The 21454-nt window shown below is 70.4% G+C and carries 16 protein-coding genes and 2 pseudogenes; 12 read left to right on the plus strand and 6 right to left on the minus strand.

What is annotated here, in order from left to right; all coding sequences use genetic code 11:
- The first annotated feature begins 41 nt into the window (after positions 1-41).
- The 8 genes and pseudogenes from ACZ4WH_RS40175 to ACZ4WH_RS40210 all read left to right on the plus strand — a co-directional run bounded on the left by ACZ4WH_RS40175 (position 42) and on the right by ACZ4WH_RS40210 (position 8309).
- Complete coding sequence (locus tag ACZ4WH_RS40175; protein ID WP_468190337.1) at positions 42-323, plus strand: heavy-metal-associated domain-containing protein; 282 nt, start codon at positions 42-44, stop codon at positions 321-323.
- A gap of 318 nt (positions 324-641) precedes the next feature.
- A complete protein-coding gene (locus ACZ4WH_RS40180) occupies positions 642-953 on the plus strand; it encodes a GNAT family N-acetyltransferase (protein ID WP_468190339.1) in 312 nt (103 codons plus the stop codon).
- A 604-nt stretch (positions 954-1557) separates the two neighbouring features.
- A complete protein-coding gene (locus ACZ4WH_RS40185; RefSeq protein WP_468190341.1) occupies positions 1558-1680 on the plus strand; it encodes a hypothetical protein in 123 nt (40 codons plus the stop codon).
- Between the two features lie 698 nt (positions 1681-2378).
- The gene (locus tag ACZ4WH_RS40190; RefSeq protein WP_468190343.1) at positions 2379-3056 is read left to right on the plus strand and encodes an AfsR/SARP family transcriptional regulator; all 678 of its coding nucleotides are present in this window, start codon (positions 2379-2381) and stop codon (positions 3054-3056) included.
- Positions 3053-4345 (plus strand): MFS transporter, encoded by a 1293-nt coding sequence (locus ACZ4WH_RS40195; RefSeq protein WP_468190345.1) that lies wholly within the window; start codon positions 3053-3055, stop codon positions 4343-4345. The genes ACZ4WH_RS40190 and ACZ4WH_RS40195 overlap by 4 nt, the downstream gene beginning before the upstream one ends.
- Positions 4346-4448: 103 nt before the next feature.
- Positions 4449-6032 (plus strand): annotated as a pseudogene (gene tap / locus ACZ4WH_RS40200) (telomere-associated protein Tap); the annotation flags it as partial.
- A gap of 132 nt (positions 6033-6164) precedes the next feature.
- Positions 6165-6718, plus strand: a pseudogene (gene tpg, locus ACZ4WH_RS40205) (telomere-protecting terminal protein Tpg).
- Positions 6719-7178: 460 nt separating this feature from the next.
- Positions 7179-8309, plus strand: a complete 1131-nt coding sequence (locus ACZ4WH_RS40210) for a PP2C family protein-serine/threonine phosphatase (protein ID WP_468190347.1) — start codon at positions 7179-7181, stop codon at positions 8307-8309.
- A gap of 307 nt (positions 8310-8616) precedes the next feature.
- Here the strand turns inward: ACZ4WH_RS40210 and ACZ4WH_RS40215 are convergent, their stop codons facing one another.
- A complete protein-coding gene (locus ACZ4WH_RS40215) occupies positions 8617-8748 on the minus strand; it encodes a hypothetical protein (protein WP_468190349.1) in 132 nt (43 codons plus the stop codon).
- A 51-nt stretch (positions 8749-8799) separates the two neighbouring features.
- Between ACZ4WH_RS40215 and ACZ4WH_RS40220 the strand changes: the two genes are divergently transcribed.
- From ACZ4WH_RS40220 to ACZ4WH_RS40235, 4 genes are all read left to right on the plus strand, one after another.
- On the plus strand, positions 8800-9510 hold the full coding sequence (locus ACZ4WH_RS40220) for a hypothetical protein (RefSeq protein ID WP_468190351.1): 711 nt from the start codon (positions 8800-8802) through the stop codon (positions 9508-9510).
- A gap of 609 nt (positions 9511-10119) precedes the next feature.
- Complete coding sequence (locus ACZ4WH_RS40225; RefSeq protein ID WP_468190353.1) at positions 10120-11235, plus strand: Gfo/Idh/MocA family protein; 1116 nt, start codon at positions 10120-10122, stop codon at positions 11233-11235.
- The gene (locus tag ACZ4WH_RS40230; protein WP_468190355.1) at positions 11232-12161 is read left to right on the plus strand and encodes a DUF6807 domain-containing protein; all 930 of its coding nucleotides are present in this window, start codon (positions 11232-11234) and stop codon (positions 12159-12161) included. The genes ACZ4WH_RS40225 and ACZ4WH_RS40230 overlap by 4 nt, the downstream gene beginning before the upstream one ends.
- Positions 12158-12925, plus strand: coding sequence for a cupin (locus ACZ4WH_RS40235; RefSeq protein ID WP_468190357.1), 768 nt, complete (start codon positions 12158-12160; stop codon positions 12923-12925). The genes ACZ4WH_RS40230 and ACZ4WH_RS40235 overlap by 4 nt, the downstream gene beginning before the upstream one ends.
- A 195-nt stretch (positions 12926-13120) precedes the next feature.
- Here ACZ4WH_RS40235 and ACZ4WH_RS40240 read toward each other — a convergent pair whose 3' ends face one another.
- From ACZ4WH_RS40240 to ACZ4WH_RS40260, 5 genes are all read right to left on the minus strand, one after another.
- Complete coding sequence (locus tag ACZ4WH_RS40240) at positions 13121-15046, minus strand: cellulase family glycosylhydrolase (protein WP_468190359.1); 1926 nt, start codon at positions 15044-15046, stop codon at positions 13121-13123.
- A 134-nt stretch (positions 15047-15180) separates the two neighbouring features.
- Positions 15181-17106, minus strand: coding sequence for a glycoside hydrolase family 97 protein (locus ACZ4WH_RS40245; RefSeq protein ID WP_468190361.1), 1926 nt, complete (start codon positions 17104-17106; stop codon positions 15181-15183).
- A 52-nt stretch (positions 17107-17158) separates the two neighbouring features.
- Entirely contained in the window at positions 17159-19480 is a 2322-nt protein-coding gene (locus tag ACZ4WH_RS40250; RefSeq protein ID WP_468190363.1) for a glycosyl hydrolase family 95 catalytic domain-containing protein, read from the minus strand.
- A gap of 268 nt (positions 19481-19748) precedes the next feature.
- Positions 19749-20861 carry a glycoside hydrolase family 19 protein gene (locus ACZ4WH_RS40255; RefSeq protein WP_468190365.1) on the minus strand — a complete coding sequence of 371 codons (1113 nt, stop codon included), beginning with the start codon at positions 20859-20861 and terminating at the stop codon, positions 19749-19751.
- Between the two features lie 131 nt (positions 20862-20992).
- Positions 20993-21454: septal ring lytic transglycosylase RlpA family protein (locus ACZ4WH_RS40260; RefSeq protein WP_468190367.1), on the minus strand; the 462-nt coding region annotated here is incomplete at its 5' end.

The raw sequence follows: 21454 nt of genomic DNA on the forward strand, positions 1-21454 counted from the left end.
GCCCGACCTCACGTCCCGTCCCAATTCCCAGGAGGAAGCCCATGTCGTCCTGCTGCACCCCTGACGGCAGCTGCCACTCCGGCGCGACCGCCCAGACCGCGACCGTCGGCACCAGGACCGTCTACGCCGTGTCGGGCATGACCTGCGACCACTGCAAGGCGGCGGTCACCGAAGCCGTCGGCGGGGTCGACGGCGTGCTGTCGGTCGACGTGGACGTGGACGCCGGCCGTGTCACGGTGATCACCGAGGAGAACCCCGACGACGCCCTGATCGCCAAGGCCGTCGACGAGGCGGGGTACGAACTGACCGGCCGCGCTTCCTGACACCGGCCCCGCATGGCGCTCCCCGCATGGCGCTCCCTGCAAGGCGCTCCTCGCAGGGCACGCGGGGAGCGCCCCCGGGCCGCGCCCCCCGGGCCCCGTGGCTCCTCCGAGGGGCCCCTCGACTGGACCGCCCCCGGCGTCCGCCTCCCGATCGACCCAGGATACGAAGGCGGCCCGTTCACCAGCGGAGCCGGACGGATCGTTTTCCTCACGCCCACCGCGCGCATCGCCGGCATCTCATCCAGCATCCCGCCCCTCTCCATCCTCGGCGGTATGGAGCGCAGCGGGGCAGACCCTGTTGTCCTGGGAGCCACCGCTATGGCTTACGTCAAGCTCCACGCCCCGGCCGTCGCAGACGACTATCGCCGCCAGGGCATCGCCTCCGCCCTCCTCACCAAGGCCCTGGCAATCCACCGAGATCACCGCGCGTTCTCGGCGTACGGACAGTTCACCGCCGGGGACGCCGCCCTGGCACGGTTCTACCGGCGCCTGGGTTCACCATTCACGCCCCGGGCGAGCCGGTCATCCTCCCTGGCAGTCCCAGGCACCCCGACGTCGGCGCTTCACCGCTCCCCGGCGAGCAGATGTTCTCGCGCACGATCTAACCCCCAACGCCCCTCCGACCCTTGAGAGCTGGGCCGACGAGAGAGAGTGCGCCGCATTTCCGCCAGCAACAAAGCAACAAGAGTCGCTACGTGTGGGCTGTCGGACCCTGGTTCTCGGAAAGCGACTGGACAAGCGATCTGATGAGCAGTGAACAGACCAGGCTGATGAGCCACTCCAGGACCTTGTCAGCGATCCGCTGACGGGTCGTCCAGACGGTCCTGGTACCGGTGGAGGTGCGGGAATCCGTACCGTCCGCGGTAGTGCGCAAGGGGCCGCGATCCGACCCGGGGTGCCGGTTTCCGACACGTCGAGGTGCTGGTTTCCGATCCCTCGGGGTGCCAGATTCCGAACCCCAGAACCAGAGAGAACCGAAGGGAACCGTAGGTACTCAGTAAGCGCGCGCGGGCGCGTCCGCCCTCCAGGGCGTCTGCTGACCACTCCTGGATCGCCTCGTCGACGAGGTCGTCGACCGGCCGGCCGGTGACCGCGGCCGCGTGGTGCAGCCCGGCCGACGCGGTCGCGAAGGAGATCACCCCGGACAACACCATCGACACCTACGCCTAGAGCTGGCGGGTGTGGACCCGGTTCTGTGCCGCGACCGGGCTGCCGGAGCTGGAGGGCAGCCGGCGTGCTGGTGGCGTTCGTGACGTGGATGCTGCGCGAGGGCCGACAGAACAGCAAGGGCTACGCCCCCAGTTCGGTGTCGTGTCGCATCAACGTCGTCGATGATGAGCCCTTGCCGGACAAGTGATCTGAGGGCCGCGTCCGAGACCCGGCTCCTGTCGATGTCCTGCTCAAGCAGCAACCGTGCGATGTCCGTAGGGATCAAGAAGAGGGCGGTGCTGTCGGAGCGAACTGCTGGGACGACTCGCCGGCCACGTGCGTTGATGAACTCCTCGGCTCGGAGGCACATGAACGGCGAGGGGCGGTAGGTGAGAGCAACGCATGTCACGTCCTTTTAGCGCGAGGGAGAAGGAAACGGGGGTGCCGACAAAGTCGGCACCCCCGGTATCCGCGGAAGGCGTCAGCACACGCCGTTGCGGTAGAGGATCGTGAGGGACTCGCCCTCGGTCTCGACGACCTCGATCAGGTCGTCGTCCATCTGCTGGATCGTCAGCTCGCTGTTCACGACCCCTCCAAGGCTTCGGCTCGCACCGGGTGTGCGAGCTGGAGATGTGTGTCGGCTCTGAACGGGCCGGCGAGAGAACGTCAGGAGCCCTGCCGTCGCGACAACGTCACGCCGCCCACCTGCCGCCGTAGATCAAGCGTTATCTCGGCACGTCAACACCATGATTCACCGCACCGCAGCTCGGGGCCGTCCGCCCGCTCAGGCGGGCAAACGGCCAGAGACGGTTTTCAGTCATGCTGTGATCAGTGGATCTTGTCGTGAACGGGCCACTTGATGCACCATCCAGCGATCTACACGTGTTGTGAGGCGGGGGAGACAGAGTGCTCAAGCTCGTCATGCTGTCGGACTTCGTATGCCTGGACGACGGACTGCCTGTAGCGCTGGGGCCGTCGCAGCAGAGACTTGTGGCTGCTGTCGCTGTGCACGACGAGCCGGTCAGCCGCGATCGGCTAGCCAGTGATCTACTTCCGGACACACCTGGATGGCGAGCGCGAACAAGACTTCGGCAGCTCGTGTTCAGGGTGCCGCAAGCGACGAAGAATCGCCCGCTCGACGTACGCCACACGAGCATCGGCCTGGCACCGGAAGTAGAGGTGGACTACCACCACGCTCTGAGACTGCTGGAAGACATGGAGCGCAGACCGCGAACGTTGCCATGTCCGACTCCGACTGGCTGGCAGGTCCTGCGCCGACGCCTGCTTGCCGACATCGATGTCGCCTGCGCGGAGCCGAAGCGCGTTGAGTGGGTCCTACAGCGGGGGCGGGCACTGGAAGCCATGGCAGAGGCCTTGCCGCAACAAGGCATGTACCTCGCTGCCACTGAAGTGGCGGACGCCGCTGCCGAAGTCCACGAGTTCCGAGAGGCCCCGCGCCGAATAGCCATCGACGCTTGTCTGCGGGAAGGCGAAATTGCCGAAGTTGGCGTATCACCAAGTCCCGTCATTCCCTCCATGCTCAAGGCATGGGAGCCTGCCGCGTGCCGGGCAGGCGCGCGATGACGTACACCGACACAAACGCGACCGGCCAGCAGAGGCAAAGCCGTTCCCTGCGTCCCTTGGCCGGCGTCCTGTCCGCCATCGCGGTGGCACTGACCTCATCACGCAGCTCCGCAGTGGCACTTCCCTGGTACGTTCTCACCCTCACCGGAAGCGCAGCACAAACCGGTTTGGTGAGCCTTTGTCAGCTGCTGCCTTACGTCGCGGGCAAACTGTTCCTCGGGTCGGTGGTCGACCACGTCGGAGCCCGACGGACTTCATGGGTGGCCGACGTTGTCAGCGCCTCCGCCCTGTGTGCGATACCTCTGCTCCACTCGGCTGACGGCCTGACGTTTCCTGTTCTGCTGATCTTGGTCGCCGTCATCGGAGCCGCCCGCGCGCCGGGAGATCTCGCGAAGGAAACGATGGTCCCTGCGGCCGCCGAACAGGCGCGAGTGCCCCTGCCCCGCGCGACCGGGTTCTCCGGCACCATTCAGCAAGGAGCTGCGATCGTCGGCCTGGCCGGCGGTGGCTGGCTCGTCGCAGCGGCCGGCCCGCAGGTGGCGCTGGGTATCAACGGACTTCTCTTCGTCGTTGGCTCGCTGATTGTGGCTTTCGTGATTCCCCGCCACGACAAGAACGCGGACGACGCATCCCCGCAGACGCAGGCCACTGTCTCCTCGTGGTGGCGAAAGTACCTCGGGAGCATGGCAGAAGGTTTCCGCTTCTTGCGCGGGGACCATCTCCTGATGACGGCGATTGCACTGCTCGCCCTGGTGGGTTTGCTGGACACCGCCTTTTCCACCGTGCTTCTTCCGGTATGGGCAGCAAATGGCGACGGACGCGGAGCGGAACTTGTGGGGGCGCTGGGCGGCATGCTGGCCGTTGCCGCGATCGCAGGGAGCGCTGTTGCAGCCGCCTTCGCCCACAGGTTCCCGCGAAGAGCCGTCTTTCTCGGAGCTCTGCTGATCGCTGGCGGTCCTCGGTTCCTGATCCTCGGGCTCGACGTACCCGTCAGCTGGGTCTTCGTGATCATCGCGATCAGCGGTTTCGCGGAGGGAATTCTCAATCCCGTTCTCGGCGCGGCAGTCCTGGAACGCATACCCAGAGAGATGCTCGGCCGTGTCGGAGGTATCGCAGACGCCATGGCGTACGCCGGCATTCCCTTCGGCGGGATGCTCGCAGGCATTCTGGTCGGAGCCCTCGGCGCACCTGCAGTGCTCCTGGCGGGCTCGGCCCTGTACTTCACTGTCGTCTTGGTGAACATGGTGTTCCCTGCTTGGAAGGACCTCGACACCGGTAAGACGAACTGAGCCCACGAATCGACGCGCCGGCTCCGATCGAGGCAAGCCGTGCGCAGCGCCGCCGTCAGGCCGCGGCTACCGAGCGGCGCTTTCCTGAAGCCGCCCGGCGCAGCTGCTGGCCCGCGGCCCCCTGCTGCCACCGCCAGCCGAGCGGAAGCGGCTACGCGAAGCCGCAGGCCTGATCCAGGAGGACGTAGCGATCGCGCTGCAGACGAAACGGGAGACCGTCAACGGGTGGGAAACCGGCCGTACAGTGCCCCGTCCGCCGCGCCTCGCCGCCTACAAGCACCTGCTGGACGGATGGGCCGCGATGTACCCGCCTCCCACCGACAACCCCAGTGCCTCCACCGGGTGCCCCTGAGACGTTCACCGGCCGGCCCGACCCGGCTGAAGCGCGGACTCTGGCCACAGGCCCGGCTTCCGATGCAGCGGCCATGACTGCAACCGAGAACACCTCGGCCCCTGCCCCTGTCGCCGCTCCGGCAGCCGCGACCCGCCCGACGCGCGCCACCAGGCCGACGTCGACGTCAACGTCGCGCCGTCCCGGTGCGAAGAAGGCAGCCCCGGCCGGCACCCCGGCGGGCGGCAACGATCCCCGGTTCACGAACGGGCCGCTCGCCGTCGTCGACGCGACGCCGACGGACAGGTGCCGGCGTACTGCACCGGTGGCCTGGTCCTGGACGTGTCCGCCAAGTCCATCCCGGCCCTCGTGGAGTGGACACTCAGGGAAGCGAGGCTGGGGCAGCCGAAGCTGTCCGGCCCGGGCAAGGACGCCGACCCGTTGCTCGTGCTCACCGAAGTCGCACTGGAGCGCTACGGCCTCCCCACCACCCTCACCGATGAGGAACGGCTCGCCGGGCGACTCCCTGAAGGCCACATGGTCGTCAAGCAGCTGGCGCGCGCGGAGTGGAAGCTCACCAAGCGTGGCTTCGGACCCTGGGCGCCTATCTACCGCCCAGCCAAGGAATCCGAGCGTACGCAGCTGTGCATCCCGTCCTGGCACGCGCTCGACTCCCGCCACTGGGGTGATGCCAGGTAGCTTCCGCCGGCGGACCTTGCCCGGCTCCTGGGCACCTACCCGTCCCGGGTGATGACACCGCGCGGCTCCACCGCCGTCACCGGCCTGGAGCTGATGACCGCCCTGCACCCGCCGACCCGCGCCTCCGAACCGGACGCCGACGGCCGCCGGCACCCCGAGCACAACCCCGGCTCGCTGGGCAAGGACCCGGTGGACTGCGCCCCCTGCGAGGCACCCGACGGACACCCGCTCCTGGCGGACCTGCCGCGCTTCCACGTGCGCGGCCCGGCGGAGAAGCTGTTCGAGGAGGCGTACGACTGGGCGCGGCCGATGACCGATGCCGAGTGCACGCTGCGGTACCTGGTCGGCATCGACGTGAACATGGCCTTCGCCGCCGGCGCCAACGGCCTGGTCGTCGGCCTCGGCGCGCCCGCCCACGTCAAGAACCCGGTGTTCGACCCGAAGCTGCCTGGCTCCTGGCTGGTCGACCTGTCCCATGCCGACCTGTCGCGGGTGAAGGTCGGCAAGGACAAGTGGGTAGAGCTGGACGGTGAACTGCTGCCCAGCCCGTTCACACCGAAGGGCGAGCGCCCCGAGGGCTCGGCCTGGTACGCCACACCCACCGTTGCCTATGCGGTGGAACTCGGCTACGAAATCCGCCCGGGCTGGGACCGGTTCCTGGCCCGCCTGGAACTCCTCGCCGAACGCGGAGCCCGCAGTGCCGGAAGCTGGCACTACGCCGCTGACGGGTGGGCCGACATCGAGATCACGCATATCCCTGACCATCAGAGCAGTGCGGAGTAGGCCGCGATGAGCCTGTTCGGGGACGGCCTGGACGCCGCGGTGCAGAAGGCGTTCACCCGCCCGGCGCCCAAGACCGCGGGCGCGCAGATGCGGTACCTGGTCAAGCAGCTCAAGGGCACCACGCCGGTCGCCCAGATGCTGCGCATCTCCCAGTACGTCGAACGGTACGTGAAGGACCAGATCAAAAAGCCCCGCCCGGACCTCGCCGCGCGCCTGGAGCGCGAGGTGAAGAAGCGGTGGCAGCCACAGATCCGCGCCATGGCCAAGGAGCGCGCGGCGACGACCGGCGGCATCGTCCTCGACACCCGCGCCCGGCTCGGCTACACCGCGCCGATCGGGTCGACGTACGAGTCCCGGCTGCGGCACCTGACCGTGCGCTGCCGCCCCGCTTCGCCGCTCGCCTCTTCGACGCCCAGGAGGCCGGCGCAAGCGACCAGCGGCTCCAGGAGATCGCCGCCGACGCGCTGCGCGAGGTGTACCTCCAGGACAGCGGCCGCCGCGCCGGCCAGCTGGAGGCGGTCCGCTTCACGGACATCGAGCACCTGGAGTTCGACCTGTAGCAGCCGCGCCCCGAACAGCCCGCGAGCCCCGGTGTGACCGAGCGGGATGGTTGTCCATGACGAGCGCCGTACTTGGCCCATTGCGTTCCTCGCGACCGGCCGGCTTGTTGCCCCGTCCACTGGCTCGTGCGCCGACGTAACTCGGACTTGGGACTGGTGCCGCGGCTTCTCGCCGTCGGCGCACAGATTTCGCTCGCGGCGCTCGGAGCCGTGCTTCCGGTCGGGGGCTCGACCAGACGCATCGGGCCACACCATCTGGCTCCGGGTACCTCCCCGGCGGCCTTGGCAGACTCGCCTCGGCGCTGCACTCCTCCTACAGCGACAAACGCACACGCACCTTGACCGAAGAGCAGGTGATCAGTGTGTCCGGCGCCCAGGTGACATCGCGTTCGGCTGGCAGGCCTTCGCCCACCAGCGGGGAATGTGGGAAAGGCTGCCCACATCGACGGAGGGAGCGGATGTGACGAGGCCAGGCGAGGACCGGCGCCGACCGGGAGTTCTTCCCAGCGGTGTCTGCCTGCTGCCACTGCTCCTGCTCGTCGCCGGCGTCGTCCTGGATCTGGCCACGCCTCGGGACGTCAGCGCCGCGGCGTGCTTCTCGGCGGCTCCGATCGTCGCCGCCCCGCTGCTGTCGCTGCGCGGGACGGTGCTGGTCGGGCTGGCCGCGTGCGCCGCCGACCTGGCCGTCCTAGCGCACTTCGGCCTGCTCCGGGACCGGGGCGCCTACAGCGACTGGGCCTCGGTCGCGACGATGGCGGCCCTCGCCGTCTTCCTCAACCGTCTGCTGCACCGCCGGGAGATGCGGCTGCGGTCGGTGAGGAGCATCGCCGCCGCGGTGCAACGCGCCGTACTGCCGCAGCCGCCCCCGCGCATCGGGCCACTGCGCATCGCCGCACACTACGAGGCCGCCCAGACCGACGCGCAGCTCGGCGGCGACCTGTACGCGGTGCAGGACACCCCGTACGGGGTGCGCTGCCTGATCGGCGACGTACGCGGCAAGGGAATGGGAGCGGTCGAGACGGTCACTGTGGTGCTGGGCACCTTCCGCGACGGGGCCCAGCGGGAGCCCACACTGACCGGGCTCGCGGAGTGGATCGAGCAGACCCTGCTCCGGGAGGCCGCGCAGCGGGAAGGGCTGGACCAGGTGGAGGACTTCACCACTGCCCTGCTGATCGAGATCCCCCGGCCGGGTGATCGGATACGGCTGGTCAACCGCGGACATCCGGCACCGCTGCTCCTGCTGGAGGGCGCGGTGCGCCCGCTGGAGCCCTCCTGGCCCGCTCTGCCCCTGGGCCTGGCACCGCTGAGCGCAGACACAAGTCCCGTCGACACCGTGGCGTTTCCCCAGGGAGCCAGCCTGCTGCTGTACACCGACGGGGTCACAGAGGCCCGGGACAGGACCGGCACGTTCTACGATCCCGCCGACCGGCTCACCGGCCAACGCCCCCGCAGCCCGGACGACCTCCTCGCCACCGTCATCGCTGATGTCCGCCGGCACACCCACGGTCGGATCACCGACGACATGGCCCTTCTCGCCCTCACCCACACACCCGCCATGCCAACACCACCCGGCCGAGCTGAACCCGCCTGAACTCCGCCGATGCGCATCGAGTCCCCCAACGCAACCGGCCGGCCAAGCTGGCGCTAGCCCCGGCAGCTATTACAGTGGCCACCTAAGGCGCTCAGTCACACCCGAACCCATGGGCCCGGGGCTCGCTCGCGTATCCGCCGGGGGGCGGATTTGATGCACGCGATGCCGTGCTCAACGGCGCCGCCGTGCCCCGGTCACCCTGCTCATTCCCTGCTGTGCGACCCTGCGCGAGGCCCTGGACGGCTGATGCCGCAGATCGCGTCACGCGGTCGCGGTCACCACCTCTACGAAACCGTCATCTCTCTGTTCAGACGGGAGTACGGCCGTTCCCGTTCGCGCGCGGCATGGAAGCGCCGTACTCCTCGAAGTCCCCCTTGGCGATCACCGCGCGGAGGGTGAGGACCGCCTCGGCGCCGTCCAGCCGCAGGCGGCATTCCATGCTGAAGGCCAACGTCTGGTTCGGGGCCGAGCCACCCCCTACGCTGGCCCGGTGATTCGACGGTGCTTCACGAACTTCGGCCGCTTCGAAGCGGTACTCGTGATGGTCGTTGTGTGCTTGGCGGTAGTGGGCATTGGGATAGTGGTCTGGCCGGACTCCGAAGGGGACGGCAGCCCGACCCCCAGCGCCACGGCAACGATCAGGAAACTGCCGGTCGTGGTTGGTTCGGAAGAGCCGGCGCTCGTCGACATCGATTCCGAACGTTCGGAAATGGGCCTGCCGCCGGTGTCCGGTGACGCCCCGCTCACCGAGAGGGTGCTGGGCGAGATTCAGGAGAAAACGCTCGTCATGGCGGGAATCCGCGCCAAAGTCAGTGCTGGATGTGAGGGTGGTCGGGTCACGCCGAAGGCTGGGCACAAAACGCTGTGCACTGTGACCTACCAGGGTGCGAAGCTGACGTGGGACGTGTGGGTCTCAGACGTCTCCGGATCCGGGGCTGTGCAGTTCACCTGGTACGACGTCTATCCTCCTGACTCGGGCGTGCTGCTGGCCAAGGCGGTCTACGGCCGGTTCTGGGACCAGCACCACAAGACCGCGAAGGAACTGCGCTGCGACCGGATCCCCGCCCTCAAGACGGTCAAGCTCGGTGACGACACCGGGTACGAGTGCCAGTACCTGGACGCGGATGGTGATGCGCCCCGCTGGGTGACAGAAAAGGTCTTCGTCGACACGGTCGGTCCCGTTTTCCGAGAGATCGAGTAGCGAGACTCTCTCGGGGCCTGACGGGCGACGTCACTCGGAACGAGCCGCACCCAACGGCGTCACCACAAGCGGACTCGTTGACATCCAACCTGGTCGCCCCATGTCAGCGGGCTGCACACGACTGACTTCGCTGTCAAAGGACAACTGCTGTCCCTGGACGTGAAGCCAGTCGCTCTGTCATCCAATCGAGCACCAGAACAGCCAGCGTGAACCCCACTCGATCTGGCTGGTATCAGCCCAGGGGCGACCAGACTTCGATGGCGCGCCCTCTCAAGTGCCAAGGTTCGATGGCGCGTGTTCAAGGTTGGTGGGCACGGGACACCCGCCTTGGGGGCAGCTCACGTTCGGCAACCCCCCGGAGCCACTGTCACGCTGACGGAGCATGAGCGTGACTCGGTGTCGCCCTCACCCTTTCCCGCCCGTTCTCGGCCCGAGCTCTGCTCTCAGTCGTCGCCGCCCGCCCGCCGGCCCGGTGGTCGTCGCGTCAGCCAACGCCCCCGGCACGGGGGTTGTCCCGGCAATGCCCCGCCCCTAGGGTCGTCCGGTACGGCAGCAAGCGCTTTCCATCGCGCTCGCTGCCCCGCCCTGTCGATCTCCGAGGAGCGCCGCATGTCCCTGCCCGCACCCCGCCGCCGGGTCGCCGTGATCGGCACCGGCGCCATCGTCGTCGGCGGTCATCTGCCCGCGCTCAGAGCCCATGCCGAGCGGGTCGAACTGGTCGCCGCCGTCGACGTGGACCAGAGCCGGCTGGACGCCTTCCGGCAGCTCGCGGGGGCGCCGGTCGACGGCTTCACCTCGACCGACGCCATGCTGGACGCCGTACGCCCGGACCTGGTGCTGATCGGCACCCCGCCGGCGCTGCACCGGGAGCAGACCGTGGCCGCGCTCAAGGCGGGCGCCTGGGTGCTGTGCGAGAAGCCGCTGTGCCTGTCACCGGCCGAACTGGACGACATCACCGCCGCCGAGGACGCGTCCGGCGCCTACGCAGCGGTCGTCTTCCAGCACCGCTACGGCTCGGGCGCCGTACACGCCCGTGACCTCATCACCCGCGGTGAGCTGGGCGCCCCGCTGGTGGCGCACTGCCAGACCACCTGGCACCGGGACGCCGCGTACTACTCCCTGCCGTGGCGCGGCCGGTGGGCCACGGAGGGCGGCGGGCCCACGATGGGGCACGGCATCCACCAGTACGACCTGCTGCTGCACCTGCTCGGCGAGTGGGAGGAGATTCGGGCCATGGCGGCCCGGCTGGTCCACGACATCGAGAGCGAGGACGTCTCCACCGCCCTGGTCCGGTTCCGCGGCGGCGCGCTCGCCACCGTCGTCAACAGTGTCCTCTCCCCGGACGAGGTGAGCCGCATCCGCATCGACTGCGCGGACGCGACCGTGGAGTTGACGCATCTGTACGGGCACGGCAACGACGACTGGGTCTACACCCCGGCCCCGCACGTCGACCCCGCACGCGTGGCCGCCTGGCGCACCCCCGCACACGACGTGCCCAGCTCGCACACCGCGCAACTCGGCGCCCTCCTCGACGCCTACGACCGGGGCGTACGGCCCCCGGGCAGCGGCCAGGACGCCCGCGCCGCCCTGGACTTCGCCGCCGCCCTCTACAAGGCGGCGTTCACCGGGCGGCCGGTACGGGCGGGCGAGATAGGCCCCGGCGACCCCTATTACACGGCCATGCACGGCGACCACCCCGACTGGGCCCCCGAGGAGCGCGCATGAGCATCCGCGTCAGCCATGTCCACGGCGAGCATGTCGCGGTGGAGGCGGCGAACGGCACCGAGATCTTCCGGTACGTCCACCGTCCCGACCCGGACCCCTTCGAGTCCCGCAAGCCGTACGCCCATCCCGTGCGCACGCTGGCCGGCCGCACGGTGACCGGGTACCGGCCGAGCGACCACCGCTGGCACAAGGGCCTCCAGATGACGGCCAGCCACCTGTCCGGACAGAACTTCTGGGGCGGCAACAGCTATGTCCGCGGGCAGGGTTACCGGGCGCTGCCCGACCGGGTCGGCACCATGCGCCACGACGGCTTCACGGCGCTCACCGTCCAGGACGAACGGCTGGCGCTCACCGAGGAATTGACCTGGATCGAGAACGGCGGGCAGGAATGGGCCCATGAGGTGCGGGGGATCGAGGTGCACTCGGTGGACGAGGCGGCCGGCGCCTGGGCGCTGGACTGGTCGATCCGGCTCACCAACACCCGCGCCGAACCACTGGTGTTCGGCTCCCCGACCACGGCGGGCCGCGAGATGGCCGGGTACACCGGCCTCCAGTGGCGCGGGCCGCGCGACTTCACCGGCGGCCGTGTCCTCGCCCCCGACGCCGAGAGCGCCGGCGCCGAAGAGCTGATGGGCAGTCAGGGGCCGTGGCTGGCCTTCACCGCCGAGCGCGACGAGACCGACGGGCACTCCACGCTGGTCTTCGCGCACGCCCCGGAGAACCTGGACCTGACGTCCGCGATCCACGAGTCCCACTGGTTCGTGCGCGCCGAGCCCGTCCCGACGGTCGCGTTCTCCTGGGCGTTCTTCGAGGAGTTCACGCTGGAGCCGGGGGAGTCCTTCGGCTGTCGCTACCGGGTGGTGATCGCCGACGGGGCCTGGGACCACGACCGGATCGCCGCCCATCTGGAGGGACTGCCGTGGTGAACGACCCCTCGCACGCCAAGCCCGCGCTGCCGCACTCGCTGCCCGGGGCCGTCGGCCTGTCCCGTCTGAGCCCCTACGCCTGGGAGTCCGCCGACGGCGTGTGCGGCGGCAGCCCGCATCTGCACCTGGTGTGCACGGAGGCGTACGTCGTCACCGCCGGCCGGGGCGCGGTGCAGACCCTCAGCCCCGACGGTCACCGGGACATCCCACTGCGGCCGGGCTCGGTCGCCTGGTTCACGCCGGGCACCGTGCACCGCATGGTGCGGGGCACCGACCTGCGCGTCACCGTGCTGATGCAGAACAGCGGCCTGCCCGAGGCCGGGGACGCCGTCTTCACGTTCCCGCCCGCGCTGCTCGCCGACCCCGAGCGGTACGCGGCGGCGGCCACGCTCCCGACGGGCACCGGCCCGGAGACGGAGGCGGCGGCCCGGCGCCGCAGGGACCTCGCCGTCGAGGGCTACCTCCCACTGCGCGAGGCCCTCGTCGCCGGGGACGACGGCCCCTACCGGGACTTCCAGCGCGCCGCCGCCCGCCTGGTCCGCGCCCGGGTGCCCGCCTGGCGCGAACTGTGGCGCGCGGGCGCCCTCGCCACCGCCGAACGCACCGGCGCCCAGCTCGACGCGCTGGAGAACGGGGACCCCGCCTACCTGGAGGAGGCCACCGCGTACGAGAGCGCACCCACCCGGCTCGCCGGCTTCGGCATGTGCGGCCGCCGGGACGAGTACGCGCTGCCGGGGACGACACTGCCGTACGACACCGACTGACCGGCTGGTTCCGGCGGACAACGGGTGCCGGGGCTACGGCTGTGCCACCGTAGAGCCTGGCCGGTGCGGGCGCCCGCACCGGCCGAGGTTGTGCTCCGCTCGCGTGCGCTCCCTGGCGCCCGTGGCCGATCAAGACCGGGCCCCCTCCGGCGGCCGAGGACGGCACGGCCTGGTGCGCACGGGCGGTTCAGGCGGTCAGGGCAGGGTGCGGCACAGCAGGGCCGCGGGGCCGGGGCGGGTGCCCACGCGTGTGGTGAAGGCGATCCCGGCCGCGTACTCGGTCGCCGCGCACTGGCCCTTGAAGGCGCCGTACGCGAAGTCTCCGCCGGCGCCGTCGGCGGGACGGTTGTCGGACCGGTCGAACCACACCGTGCGCCCGGCGCCCGACAGCCCGGTCCGTGCCGGGACGCACAGCGCCGCCGACACGCGTTCTCCCCGCAGGCTGTAGCCGGTCAGGAACTCCCCCGCAGGGCATTGGTACTTGGTGTACCCGGACGCCCAGTCCCCACCGGTCGGTACGTGCCGCTCGTCGGTGACGACCGTCTGGCGGGCGTCGGCGGCGCGCAGCTCCCCCGCGTCGGCGTCGGTGCACAGACCGCGCCCGCCGGTGTGGCTCAGCCCGACCAGTCGCGTACCGTCGGGGCAGGCCGCCTTGTACGCTCCCGGGTCCCAGTCTCCCGTGGCGCGCACCCGTGGCGACGCCACCGCGTCTCCGTGATCGGTGCTCAGCATGCGCCAGAGCGGGACGGACGCCACGGGACCGGTCGTGCCCGGCGCCGTCATCAGACGCTGCCACGGTGTGGCGCGCCAGTCGCCGGGGTCGAGGATGCCGGAGCGGCGCCCCGCGGTGTCGTACCGCAGCAGCGCCCAGTCGTCGTGGCCCTCGAAGCCGACCAGCGGCCAGAACGCGAAGTCGGCGTCATGGTCCGCGAAGTAGTCGGTGACATTGTCGAACCAGGTGCGGGCAGCCGCGTTGGTCTCGTTCGACCCGATGCCGAACTCGCTCACCCAGACGGGCGCGGTGTAGTGCCGGCCGGTCTCCTCCACGAAGAACGCCTCGTCGTCCAGGGCCGTGGCCAACTCGGCGCGGGACAGGTCCTGGTAGCGGGCGTCATGGGTCTCGCCGACGCCCGTGGCGCCGCTGTGGTGCGGGCCGGTGTAGCCGTAGAAGTGGGCGGGGTAGACCAGTTTGCGGGAGTCCACGAGGGTGTGCGAGAGGGTGCGGGCAGGGGTGAGCACCGGCCGGCCGTGGGGGAGCCCGTCCACGGGTATGCCGGTCCAGTTGATGCCCTCGATCACGATGAGGAGGCGCGGATTCGCCTCGGTGAGGATGCGGTCGGCGGCCAGCTGGGCCGCGCCGTACCAGTCATGGTCGTCTCCCAGGCCCCAGTTGGGGTCGTCCAGCACGTCGCGACGGACCTCGTTGTACAGATCGGCGCCGACCACGCGCGGCACGGAGGCGTAGCGGCGGGCCATGAACACCCAGTCGTCCGCCCACTGAGCGGTGGACTGCCCGCTGTTCCACCGCTCGTTGCCGTCGACGCCGCAGCACCACCGGGAGGTGTTGGTGTGGTTGTTGAGGACGACGGCGAAACCGCTCCGGCTGAGCGCGTCCACCACGGCGTCGTAGATCTCCAGCGGTGTCATGCCGCGGAGCTGGGGATTGGCCGCGACCGCGCTGTCGGGCACGGGCGCCGTGCTGTGGATCATCTCGTTGGAGAACGGCAGCCGGATGGTGTTGATCCCCAGCTGATGGAAATCCGCCAGCAGTTGCGCCAGCGGTGCGCGGTCCAGACCGAGCGGTATGCCGTGCGAGTCCTGCCCGGCGTGATGACGGGCCGGGTCGGTGGCGCTGCCGCTGCCCGTCCATGAGCCCTGCGCGCCGTCCCAGTTGGCGCCCTTCAGCCGGAAGCGATCACCGTGGGCGTCGACGATGTACCGGCCCCTGGTCGACAACGGCGCGGACCAGCCGGCCTGGACGGGCGCGTCGACGGCGATCCGGGCGGGGGCGGTGTGGGGCGGTACGGCGGCCGAGGCCGCCGTGGTGGTGCCGGTGGTGGCCGTGAGCAGTAATCCCGCGGCGGCGACGGCGAGCCGCGACGCGGCTGATGGCATCGGCATGAGGGCAGCCCCTGAGGGTCGGAGGTGGGGGAACCGGCCGGCCGGGCGACGGCATCGCCCGGCCCGCCGGAGTGTCAACCACCGTGCCGGGAAGGACCGAGAAGGTCCATACCTACGACGGCTGCCGGCCGGCCTCAGCGGTGGCAGGTGGTGATCCCCGGGTACCAGCGGCAGGCGATCCCGGCGAAGCCGCCGCCCGCGACGACATCGATGCCGAGCGTGTCGCCGCCGCGCACCACCTGCCGGTCCTGGACCAGCCCGTCGGCGCCGTCCCGGATCGTCTCGACCAGCCACCGTCCGGCCCCGACGGACAGCGGCACCTCGGCCCTGTGCGCGGCACCGGCGTACACCCCGCCCAGGAACCAGCGGTCGCCGCTGCGCCGGGCGAGGACCGCCTCCTGCCCGGGCGCGCCCGCGAGCAGCCGCGTGTCGTCCCAGGCGGCGGGCAGCTGTTCGAGGAAGTCCCGGGCGAGCGGCCGGGCGTCGTACGACTCCGGGCTGCCGGCGAGCATCTGCAACCCCGACTCGTAGGCGACGGCGAGACCGGCCTCGGCCGCGTCGGAGTTCGGGCGCTGGCCGACGCGCTGGAAGCCGCCGGGGGTGAAGTCCATGGAGCCGAGGACGTTGCGGGTGAACGGCAGGGTGGTCAGGTGGGCGGACGTGTTGGTGCGCTTCTCCTCGCCGCCCACGCCCTCCAGGGTCATGACCTGCGGCCAGGTGCGCTGGATGCCCTTGGGGATCGTGGAGCCGTGGAAGTCGACCATGAGGTGGTGTTCGGCCGTCTCCTCGAGGATGGCGTCGTACCACTGGAGCATGGACTGCGACTCCGAGTTCATGAAGTCGATCTTGACGCCCTTGACGCCCCACCGCTCCAGCGTGGGCAGCCACTGCGCGCGTTCCTCGGGCGTGTCCAGGTCGCGCTGGTGGATCCAGACGACGATCCCGACGCCCTTCGCCCGCGCGTACTCGGTGAGTTGGGGCAGCCAGCTGTTCGTCTGCCAGTCGGGGTCGGTGGTGTCCCACTGGTCGCTCTTGAAGTACCAGCCCGCGTCCACGGCCTCGTACGGCCAGTGCCGTGCGGCGGCGTAGTCGGCGTACGCCTTCTGCGCCGCGAGGCTCTGCCCGGCCGTGCGGCCTCCGGCGAGCCAGGTCCACAGCACGGTGCCGGGCCGGACCCAGGAGGTGTCGGCGACCCGGGAGGCGGGGGCGAGATCGTCGGTGAACGTGGACCGGGTGACGGTGGCCAGGCTGCCGGTGACCATCGCCCGCCACGGCGTGGCGAGCGGACCGCCGGTGCCGTGGATCCGCTCGTCGGCGAGCGTGACCCGGTAGGTACCGCTGCCCTGGTCGTGCACCAGCCGGGCACCGGAGTAGGCGCCGGTCAGACCGGACTCGGCGAGCAGCGTGTAGCCGCCGTCGGTCGCGAACAGCGCCTGGTCCGAGTAGGAGCCGGTGGGGGCGGTCCCGGCGGAGTACTCCGTGAACTGGCCCTCGTTGTCCACCCGGTACGGGCTGAGCCACGCCCGCGCGTCCGCCGGCAGGGTGAACGCGGACGTCTCGCCGAACACGTCGCCGTACCCGGCGGGCAGCACGTACCGGTAGGCCACGCCGTCGGCGGCGGCGCGGACGACGAGGTCGAACCGGGCGCCCCCGGCGGTGCCGAACGACAGCCGCGTCTCGTTCATCAGGGAGCGCCGGTGCAGCCGTTTGCCGGACTTCGTCCGGTACCGCTCGTCGACCAGCCGGTCCGTGCGGTGCAGAAAGCGCAGGCCCTGCGACAGGTCGGCCCGCTCGGTGCGGATGCCGACGGCGGACGGCTCGATGACGGTCCGCCCGCCGCGGGACACCGACAGGTTCAGGGTGCCGGTGGTGTCGTCCAGGGCCACGCGGGCGCGCGGTGCCGACGCCGCCGCGCCGGGCCCGGGCGCGGGCGCGGACACGGTCCAGGCGTGCGCGCCTGATCCGGTGTCCTGGCCGGCCTGTGCGGGCCCGCCGCTGAGAAGTGAGGCCGCCAGCCCGGCGCACAGCGCGGCGACCGCGGTCCTGATCGGAACCGCCATGAGAACCCTCCCGGGTGAAGGAGTCGAGGTGGGTGACGGGTACGGACGGCCGCTACGGCAGCCCCCAGGCCGGACCCGGCTCGCTGATGGCGACCGGTGCGATGACCAGGTCGGGCCGGGAGCCGGAGTGGACCAGCACCTCGCGGCCCTTGGGCAGGTCGATGGCGAGGGTGCCGTCGCCCAGGTCGCGGGTGTGCGCCGGGGAGCCGTCGTCCAGCAGCACGGTGAGGGTTCCGCTCAGGCCGTGCCGGAGCTTCAGCGGCTCGCCCGCCAGGCTCTTGACCCGGATGAACCGGGTGACGCCCGCCTCGCGGACGGCGCTTACCAGGAAGGCGCCCTGCGTGCGGAAGTCGTGCAGGGTGACGTCCGCCCAGGCGGAGGGCACGGCCGGGAAGACACGGATCACCCCGCCCCAGCTCTGGCAGAACATGTCGTGCAGCGACTGCGAGGCGGACAGCGGCGTCTCGATCACCGGACCGGCCTCGGTGTAGTGCGTGTTGGCCCGGCAGGGGTAGCGGGTGGTGGGGTCGAAGAACTTCCGCAGGTAGCCGAGCGCGGTGTCGCCGTCACCGGTCATGGCGTAGATCGACGCGGCTCCGGTGTAGCTGTACCCCCGGTGGGCGCCGGTCAGCGCGTGCCAGTGGGTCACCGACTTCGTGATCAGCTCGCGGTTCTCGGGCTGGTCCCAGTTGACCAGGTACAGCGGGTACACCATCAGCATGTGCGAGTAGTGCCGGTGGGACTGCGCGTACGGGGTGTCGGCGCCGATCATGAACCCGTTGTCGTCGACCGGGTACGGCGTGAGCCGGGCCAGCACATCCCGCCAGCGGGGCGCCAGCTCGTCCTGGACGCCGAGCAGTTCGGCCGACTCCAGCAGCGTCCGGCAGCCCCAGCGGATCAGCGCCAGGTCGTAGTTGGTGTCCTGCGGCGGCACGACGGGGTACTCCGGCGAGAGCGTGCTCGGCAGGTGCAGCTTGCCGTCGCTGCCCGGGGTGAGGAAGTGCAGGTAGTAGTTGATCGCCCGGCGCAGCACCGGGTAGATCGTGTCCCGCAGCAGGGCCTTGTCCATGGAGTGCCGGTAGGACAGCCACACGTTGTGCAGCGCCCAGGTCAGGTCGCCGGTCTCGGCGCCGGTGCCCGGCTCTCCCACCGCGCGGTTGGCGAACATGTCCGAGCTGCGGCCGATGCCCGAGCTGTCCTTGCGGTAGGCGGCGGGCACGTTGGCGATGAGCTGTTCCTGGTTCTGCCGCAGCGTGCCGGCGAGCGCGTCGAGTTCCAGGTGGTTGGAGCCGTGGATGAGCCAGTACTCCAGCTGGACGTTGAGGTTCCACCAGACCGCCGGCCAGGGCGTCGGCTCCAGCCAGGGCCCGCTGGTGGCCATGACGGGCCCGCCCGCGCGGCTGGCGGAGGCGACCTTGTACAGCTGGATCCAGTGGAAGCTTTGCAGCCGCTGGTCGGGGAAGGACACGAAGCTCTTCCGGTAGAAGGCGTGCCACCAGCGGACGTGCCGCTGCCTGAGCGCCGCGTACGACGCCCCGCGCCGCAGGTTGCGCAGTGAGTCGGCCTCGGCGGCGGTGCCGGAGGGGAAGCTGTGGCCGACACTGAGCAGCAGTTCGTCGCCGGCACGGCGGTAGGCGGTGGCGGTCTGCCCGCCTCCGGTGAGGGGCTGGAGCACCTGCTCGGTGCCGTCGGCGGCGGTCCGCGTGGTCCAGGGCGGGTTGCCGGTGTAGCCGGCGGGCGGGGCCTCCTGGATCTTGCGGGGGCTGATGGCCTCCTCGGGGTGGAAGGTCCAGGTGACCCGCTCGCCGCCGCTCGCCGTCACGCGCACGGCCAGGACCTCGTCGTGGATGAGGGCGGCGAGGGTGAGTGTGCCCGCGGAGGTGGTCACCGTGCCCGTCAGCTCGGCGTTCCACAGGCTCAGCCGCCAGTCCACGGCGGTGATGGTGCCGACCGGTTCGAGGGTGAGGTGCCCGACCGGCAGCCGGCAGGTGCCCCAGCCGCTGCCCAACTCGGGCCGGTGGTCCTGCACCCGGCCGTGCTGGACGGTGAACCGGATCCGGTTGGTGTCCGGCTCCCGGTAGATCATGCTGCCGAGCAGACCGTCGCCGAGGAACGGCCCCTCGTACCAGAGGGCGGGCAGCCGGCTCCACAGCAGGTCCTGGCCGCGCAGGAACTTCTCCCAGGCGGTGTCGTCGGCCAGGGCGGAGCGCAGCCGCCACGGCCGTCTGCCGCCCGCTGGACCGGTGTCACCGCCCGTCCCCGCTTGCTCCGCGTGTGCCGCCCCCGGCAGTGCCGCCACCGCGGCTCCGCCCAGCGCGGTACCGAGCACGGACCTCCGGGCGACCGCTGAGCGCTTGTCCGACTGTGAGGCCATCCTTGTCCTCCAGACCTGACGGATCGTCGATACATCGGGTGTATCGGCGAACCTAGGTACCCTTCGTGCACCTGTCAATCGTCTGGACGGTGAACGAACCGACCAACCTGAAGCAACACATCGGATGTCTAAGAGGTTTCGATCGGATGCGGCAGGCGAAAGGGGTTGTGGCCCGGTGGGCTCGGACCCGGCGGCACAACAGGGACGCCCCTGGCGTATGGGCCCCGGTTCGTGCCGGCCCGTACGCCAGGGGCGTGCTGGAGGTGTGTCAGCAGTACAGGTTGCCGCCCGGGCTGACGCCGAGGATCTGGGTGAACCTCTGGTAGGCGTCGACGCGGCTCTGGACCTGGGCGGTGTTCTTGCCGTCGCATTCCAGGGAGCCGTTGATCGAGCGGATGGTCTGGCCGAAGCCGGCGCCGTTGACCATGGCGTTGTGCGGGGTCATCGTGCCGGGCCCGGACTGGGTGTTCCAGTACCACAGGCCGGTCTTCCAGGCGACGGCGGAGTCGTTCTGCACCAGCCAGGGGTTGTTGAGCAGGTCGATGTGGAGCGCGTCACCGGCGGCCTTGTAGTTGAAGTTCCAGGAGAGCTGGATGGGGCCGCGCCCGTAGTAGGCGGCCTGGCCCGCCGGGCAGCCGTACGGCTGGTTCGGGTCGCAGTAGTGCGGATAGTTGGCGGTGTTCTGCTCGACCACGTACACCAGGCCGCCGGTCTCGTGGCTGACGTTGGCGAGGAAGGCGGCGGCCTCCTGCTTCTTCACGGTGTCGCTGCCGGTGTTGGCGAAGGCGGGGTAGGCGCTGAGGGCGGCGGTCAGACCGCTGTAGGTGTAGAAGGGGTTCCGGTTCGGGAACATCTGGTTGAACTGGGCCTCGGAGACGACGAACCCGGAAGGCGTGGTGCCGCCTCCACCGCTCGCCGGCGCGTTCCACTTCTGGTTCGCCCCGCCGGTGCAGCTCCAGATCTGGAGGCGGGTGCCGTTGGCGGAGTTGTTGTCCCGCACGTCCAGGCACTTGTTCGCGGCCGGGTTGACGATGTCGTGCGCGGCGGTGACCACCCACTGCTGGTTGGCTCCGCCGGAGCAGTCCCACAGCTGTACGGCGGCTCCGTCGGCCGTGCTGCGGTCGACGACGTCCAGGCACTTGCCGAGCGCCCGCAGGGTGCCGTCACCGGGGTTGGACCACTGCTGGGCGTTGGTGCCGTTGCAGTCGTAGAGCTGTACGGCGGTGCCGTTGGCGCTGCTCGCGCCCGCCACGTCGACGCACTTGCCGGCGAGTCCGGTGATCTGTCCGTCGGCGGCCTGGGCCGGGGTGACGGCGAACAGCACGGCGAGGCAAGCGGCGACGGAGGCGGCCAGGAACCGTCCGAGGCGCACGCGTCTCATCGGTATCCGTCTGATGTACGGGAGATTCATGGGGGATTCGCTCCAGTTCACGGGGCGTACTGCGATGCGGGATGCGTTGAGGTGCACAGAGAGTCAGTGCTGTCAGCCGACAACTGCGACGGGCGCGTACGTCAGTTGAGGACGGTCTGCGTGACGACGATGTGCCCGGCGTCCGGGTTCAGGCTTCCGCCGAGCCGGCTGAACGCGCCGTCGGTCAGGTCGAGGCACTTGGGCTCCTGCGGAGTCTGCACGAACGTGCCCCGGTCGTTGATGCGGACCACCAGCGACCGGCCGTTGGCGACATTGGTCACCTGGACCCGCGTGCCGAACGGCAGTTGCGGCTGACGGCTGAGCGAGGTCGCCGCTGTGTCGGCGTTGTTGTCGAAGACCTCGCCGCTGGCCGTCAGGGCACCGGGCGGCTGAGGGCCGTAGTGCGTCGCCCAGCACTGCTCGGTCGGCTGCGCGGAGGCGGGCGCGTTCCACTTCTGGTTGGCGCCACCGGTGCAGCTCCAGATCTGTGTCCGGGTGCCGTTGGCGGAGTTGTTGTCGGTGACGTCCAGGCACTTGTTCGCCTGGGGGTTGACGATGTCGTG

It is taken from the genome of Streptomyces sp. NPDC029138, from assembly GCF_055564375.1.

Bases quoted from the DNA above. Each gene is read 5' to 3' on its own strand.
- ACZ4WH_RS40175 (WP_468190337.1), top strand. From the start codon at position 42: ATGTCGTCCTGCTGCACCCCTGACGGCAGCTGCCACTCCGGCGCGACC.
- ACZ4WH_RS40180 (WP_468190339.1), top strand. From the start codon at position 642: ATGGCTTACGTCAAGCTCCACGCCCCGGCCGTCGCAGACGACTATCGC.
- ACZ4WH_RS40195 (WP_468190345.1), top strand. From the start codon at position 3,053: ATGACGTACACCGACACAAACGCGACCGGCCAGCAGAGGCAAAGCCGT.
- ACZ4WH_RS40215 (WP_468190349.1), bottom strand. From the start codon at position 8,748: ATGGAATGCCGCCTGCGGCTGGACGGCGCCGAGGCGGTCCTCACCCTC.
- ACZ4WH_RS40225 (WP_468190353.1), top strand. From the start codon at position 10,120: ATGTCCCTGCCCGCACCCCGCCGCCGGGTCGCCGTGATCGGCACCGGC.
- ACZ4WH_RS40230 (WP_468190355.1), top strand. From the start codon at position 11,232: ATGAGCATCCGCGTCAGCCATGTCCACGGCGAGCATGTCGCGGTGGAG.
- ACZ4WH_RS40240 (WP_468190359.1), bottom strand. From the start codon at position 15,046: ATGCCGATGCCATCAGCCGCGTCGCGGCTCGCCGTCGCCGCCGCGGGA.
- ACZ4WH_RS40245 (WP_468190361.1), bottom strand. From the start codon at position 17,106: ATGGCGGTTCCGATCAGGACCGCGGTCGCCGCGCTGTGCGCCGGGCTG.
- ACZ4WH_RS40250 (WP_468190363.1), bottom strand. From the start codon at position 19,480: ATGGCCTCACAGTCGGACAAGCGCTCAGCGGTCGCCCGGAGGTCCGTG.
- ACZ4WH_RS40255 (WP_468190365.1), bottom strand. From the start codon at position 20,861: ATGAGACGCGTGCGCCTCGGACGGTTCCTGGCCGCCTCCGTCGCCGCT.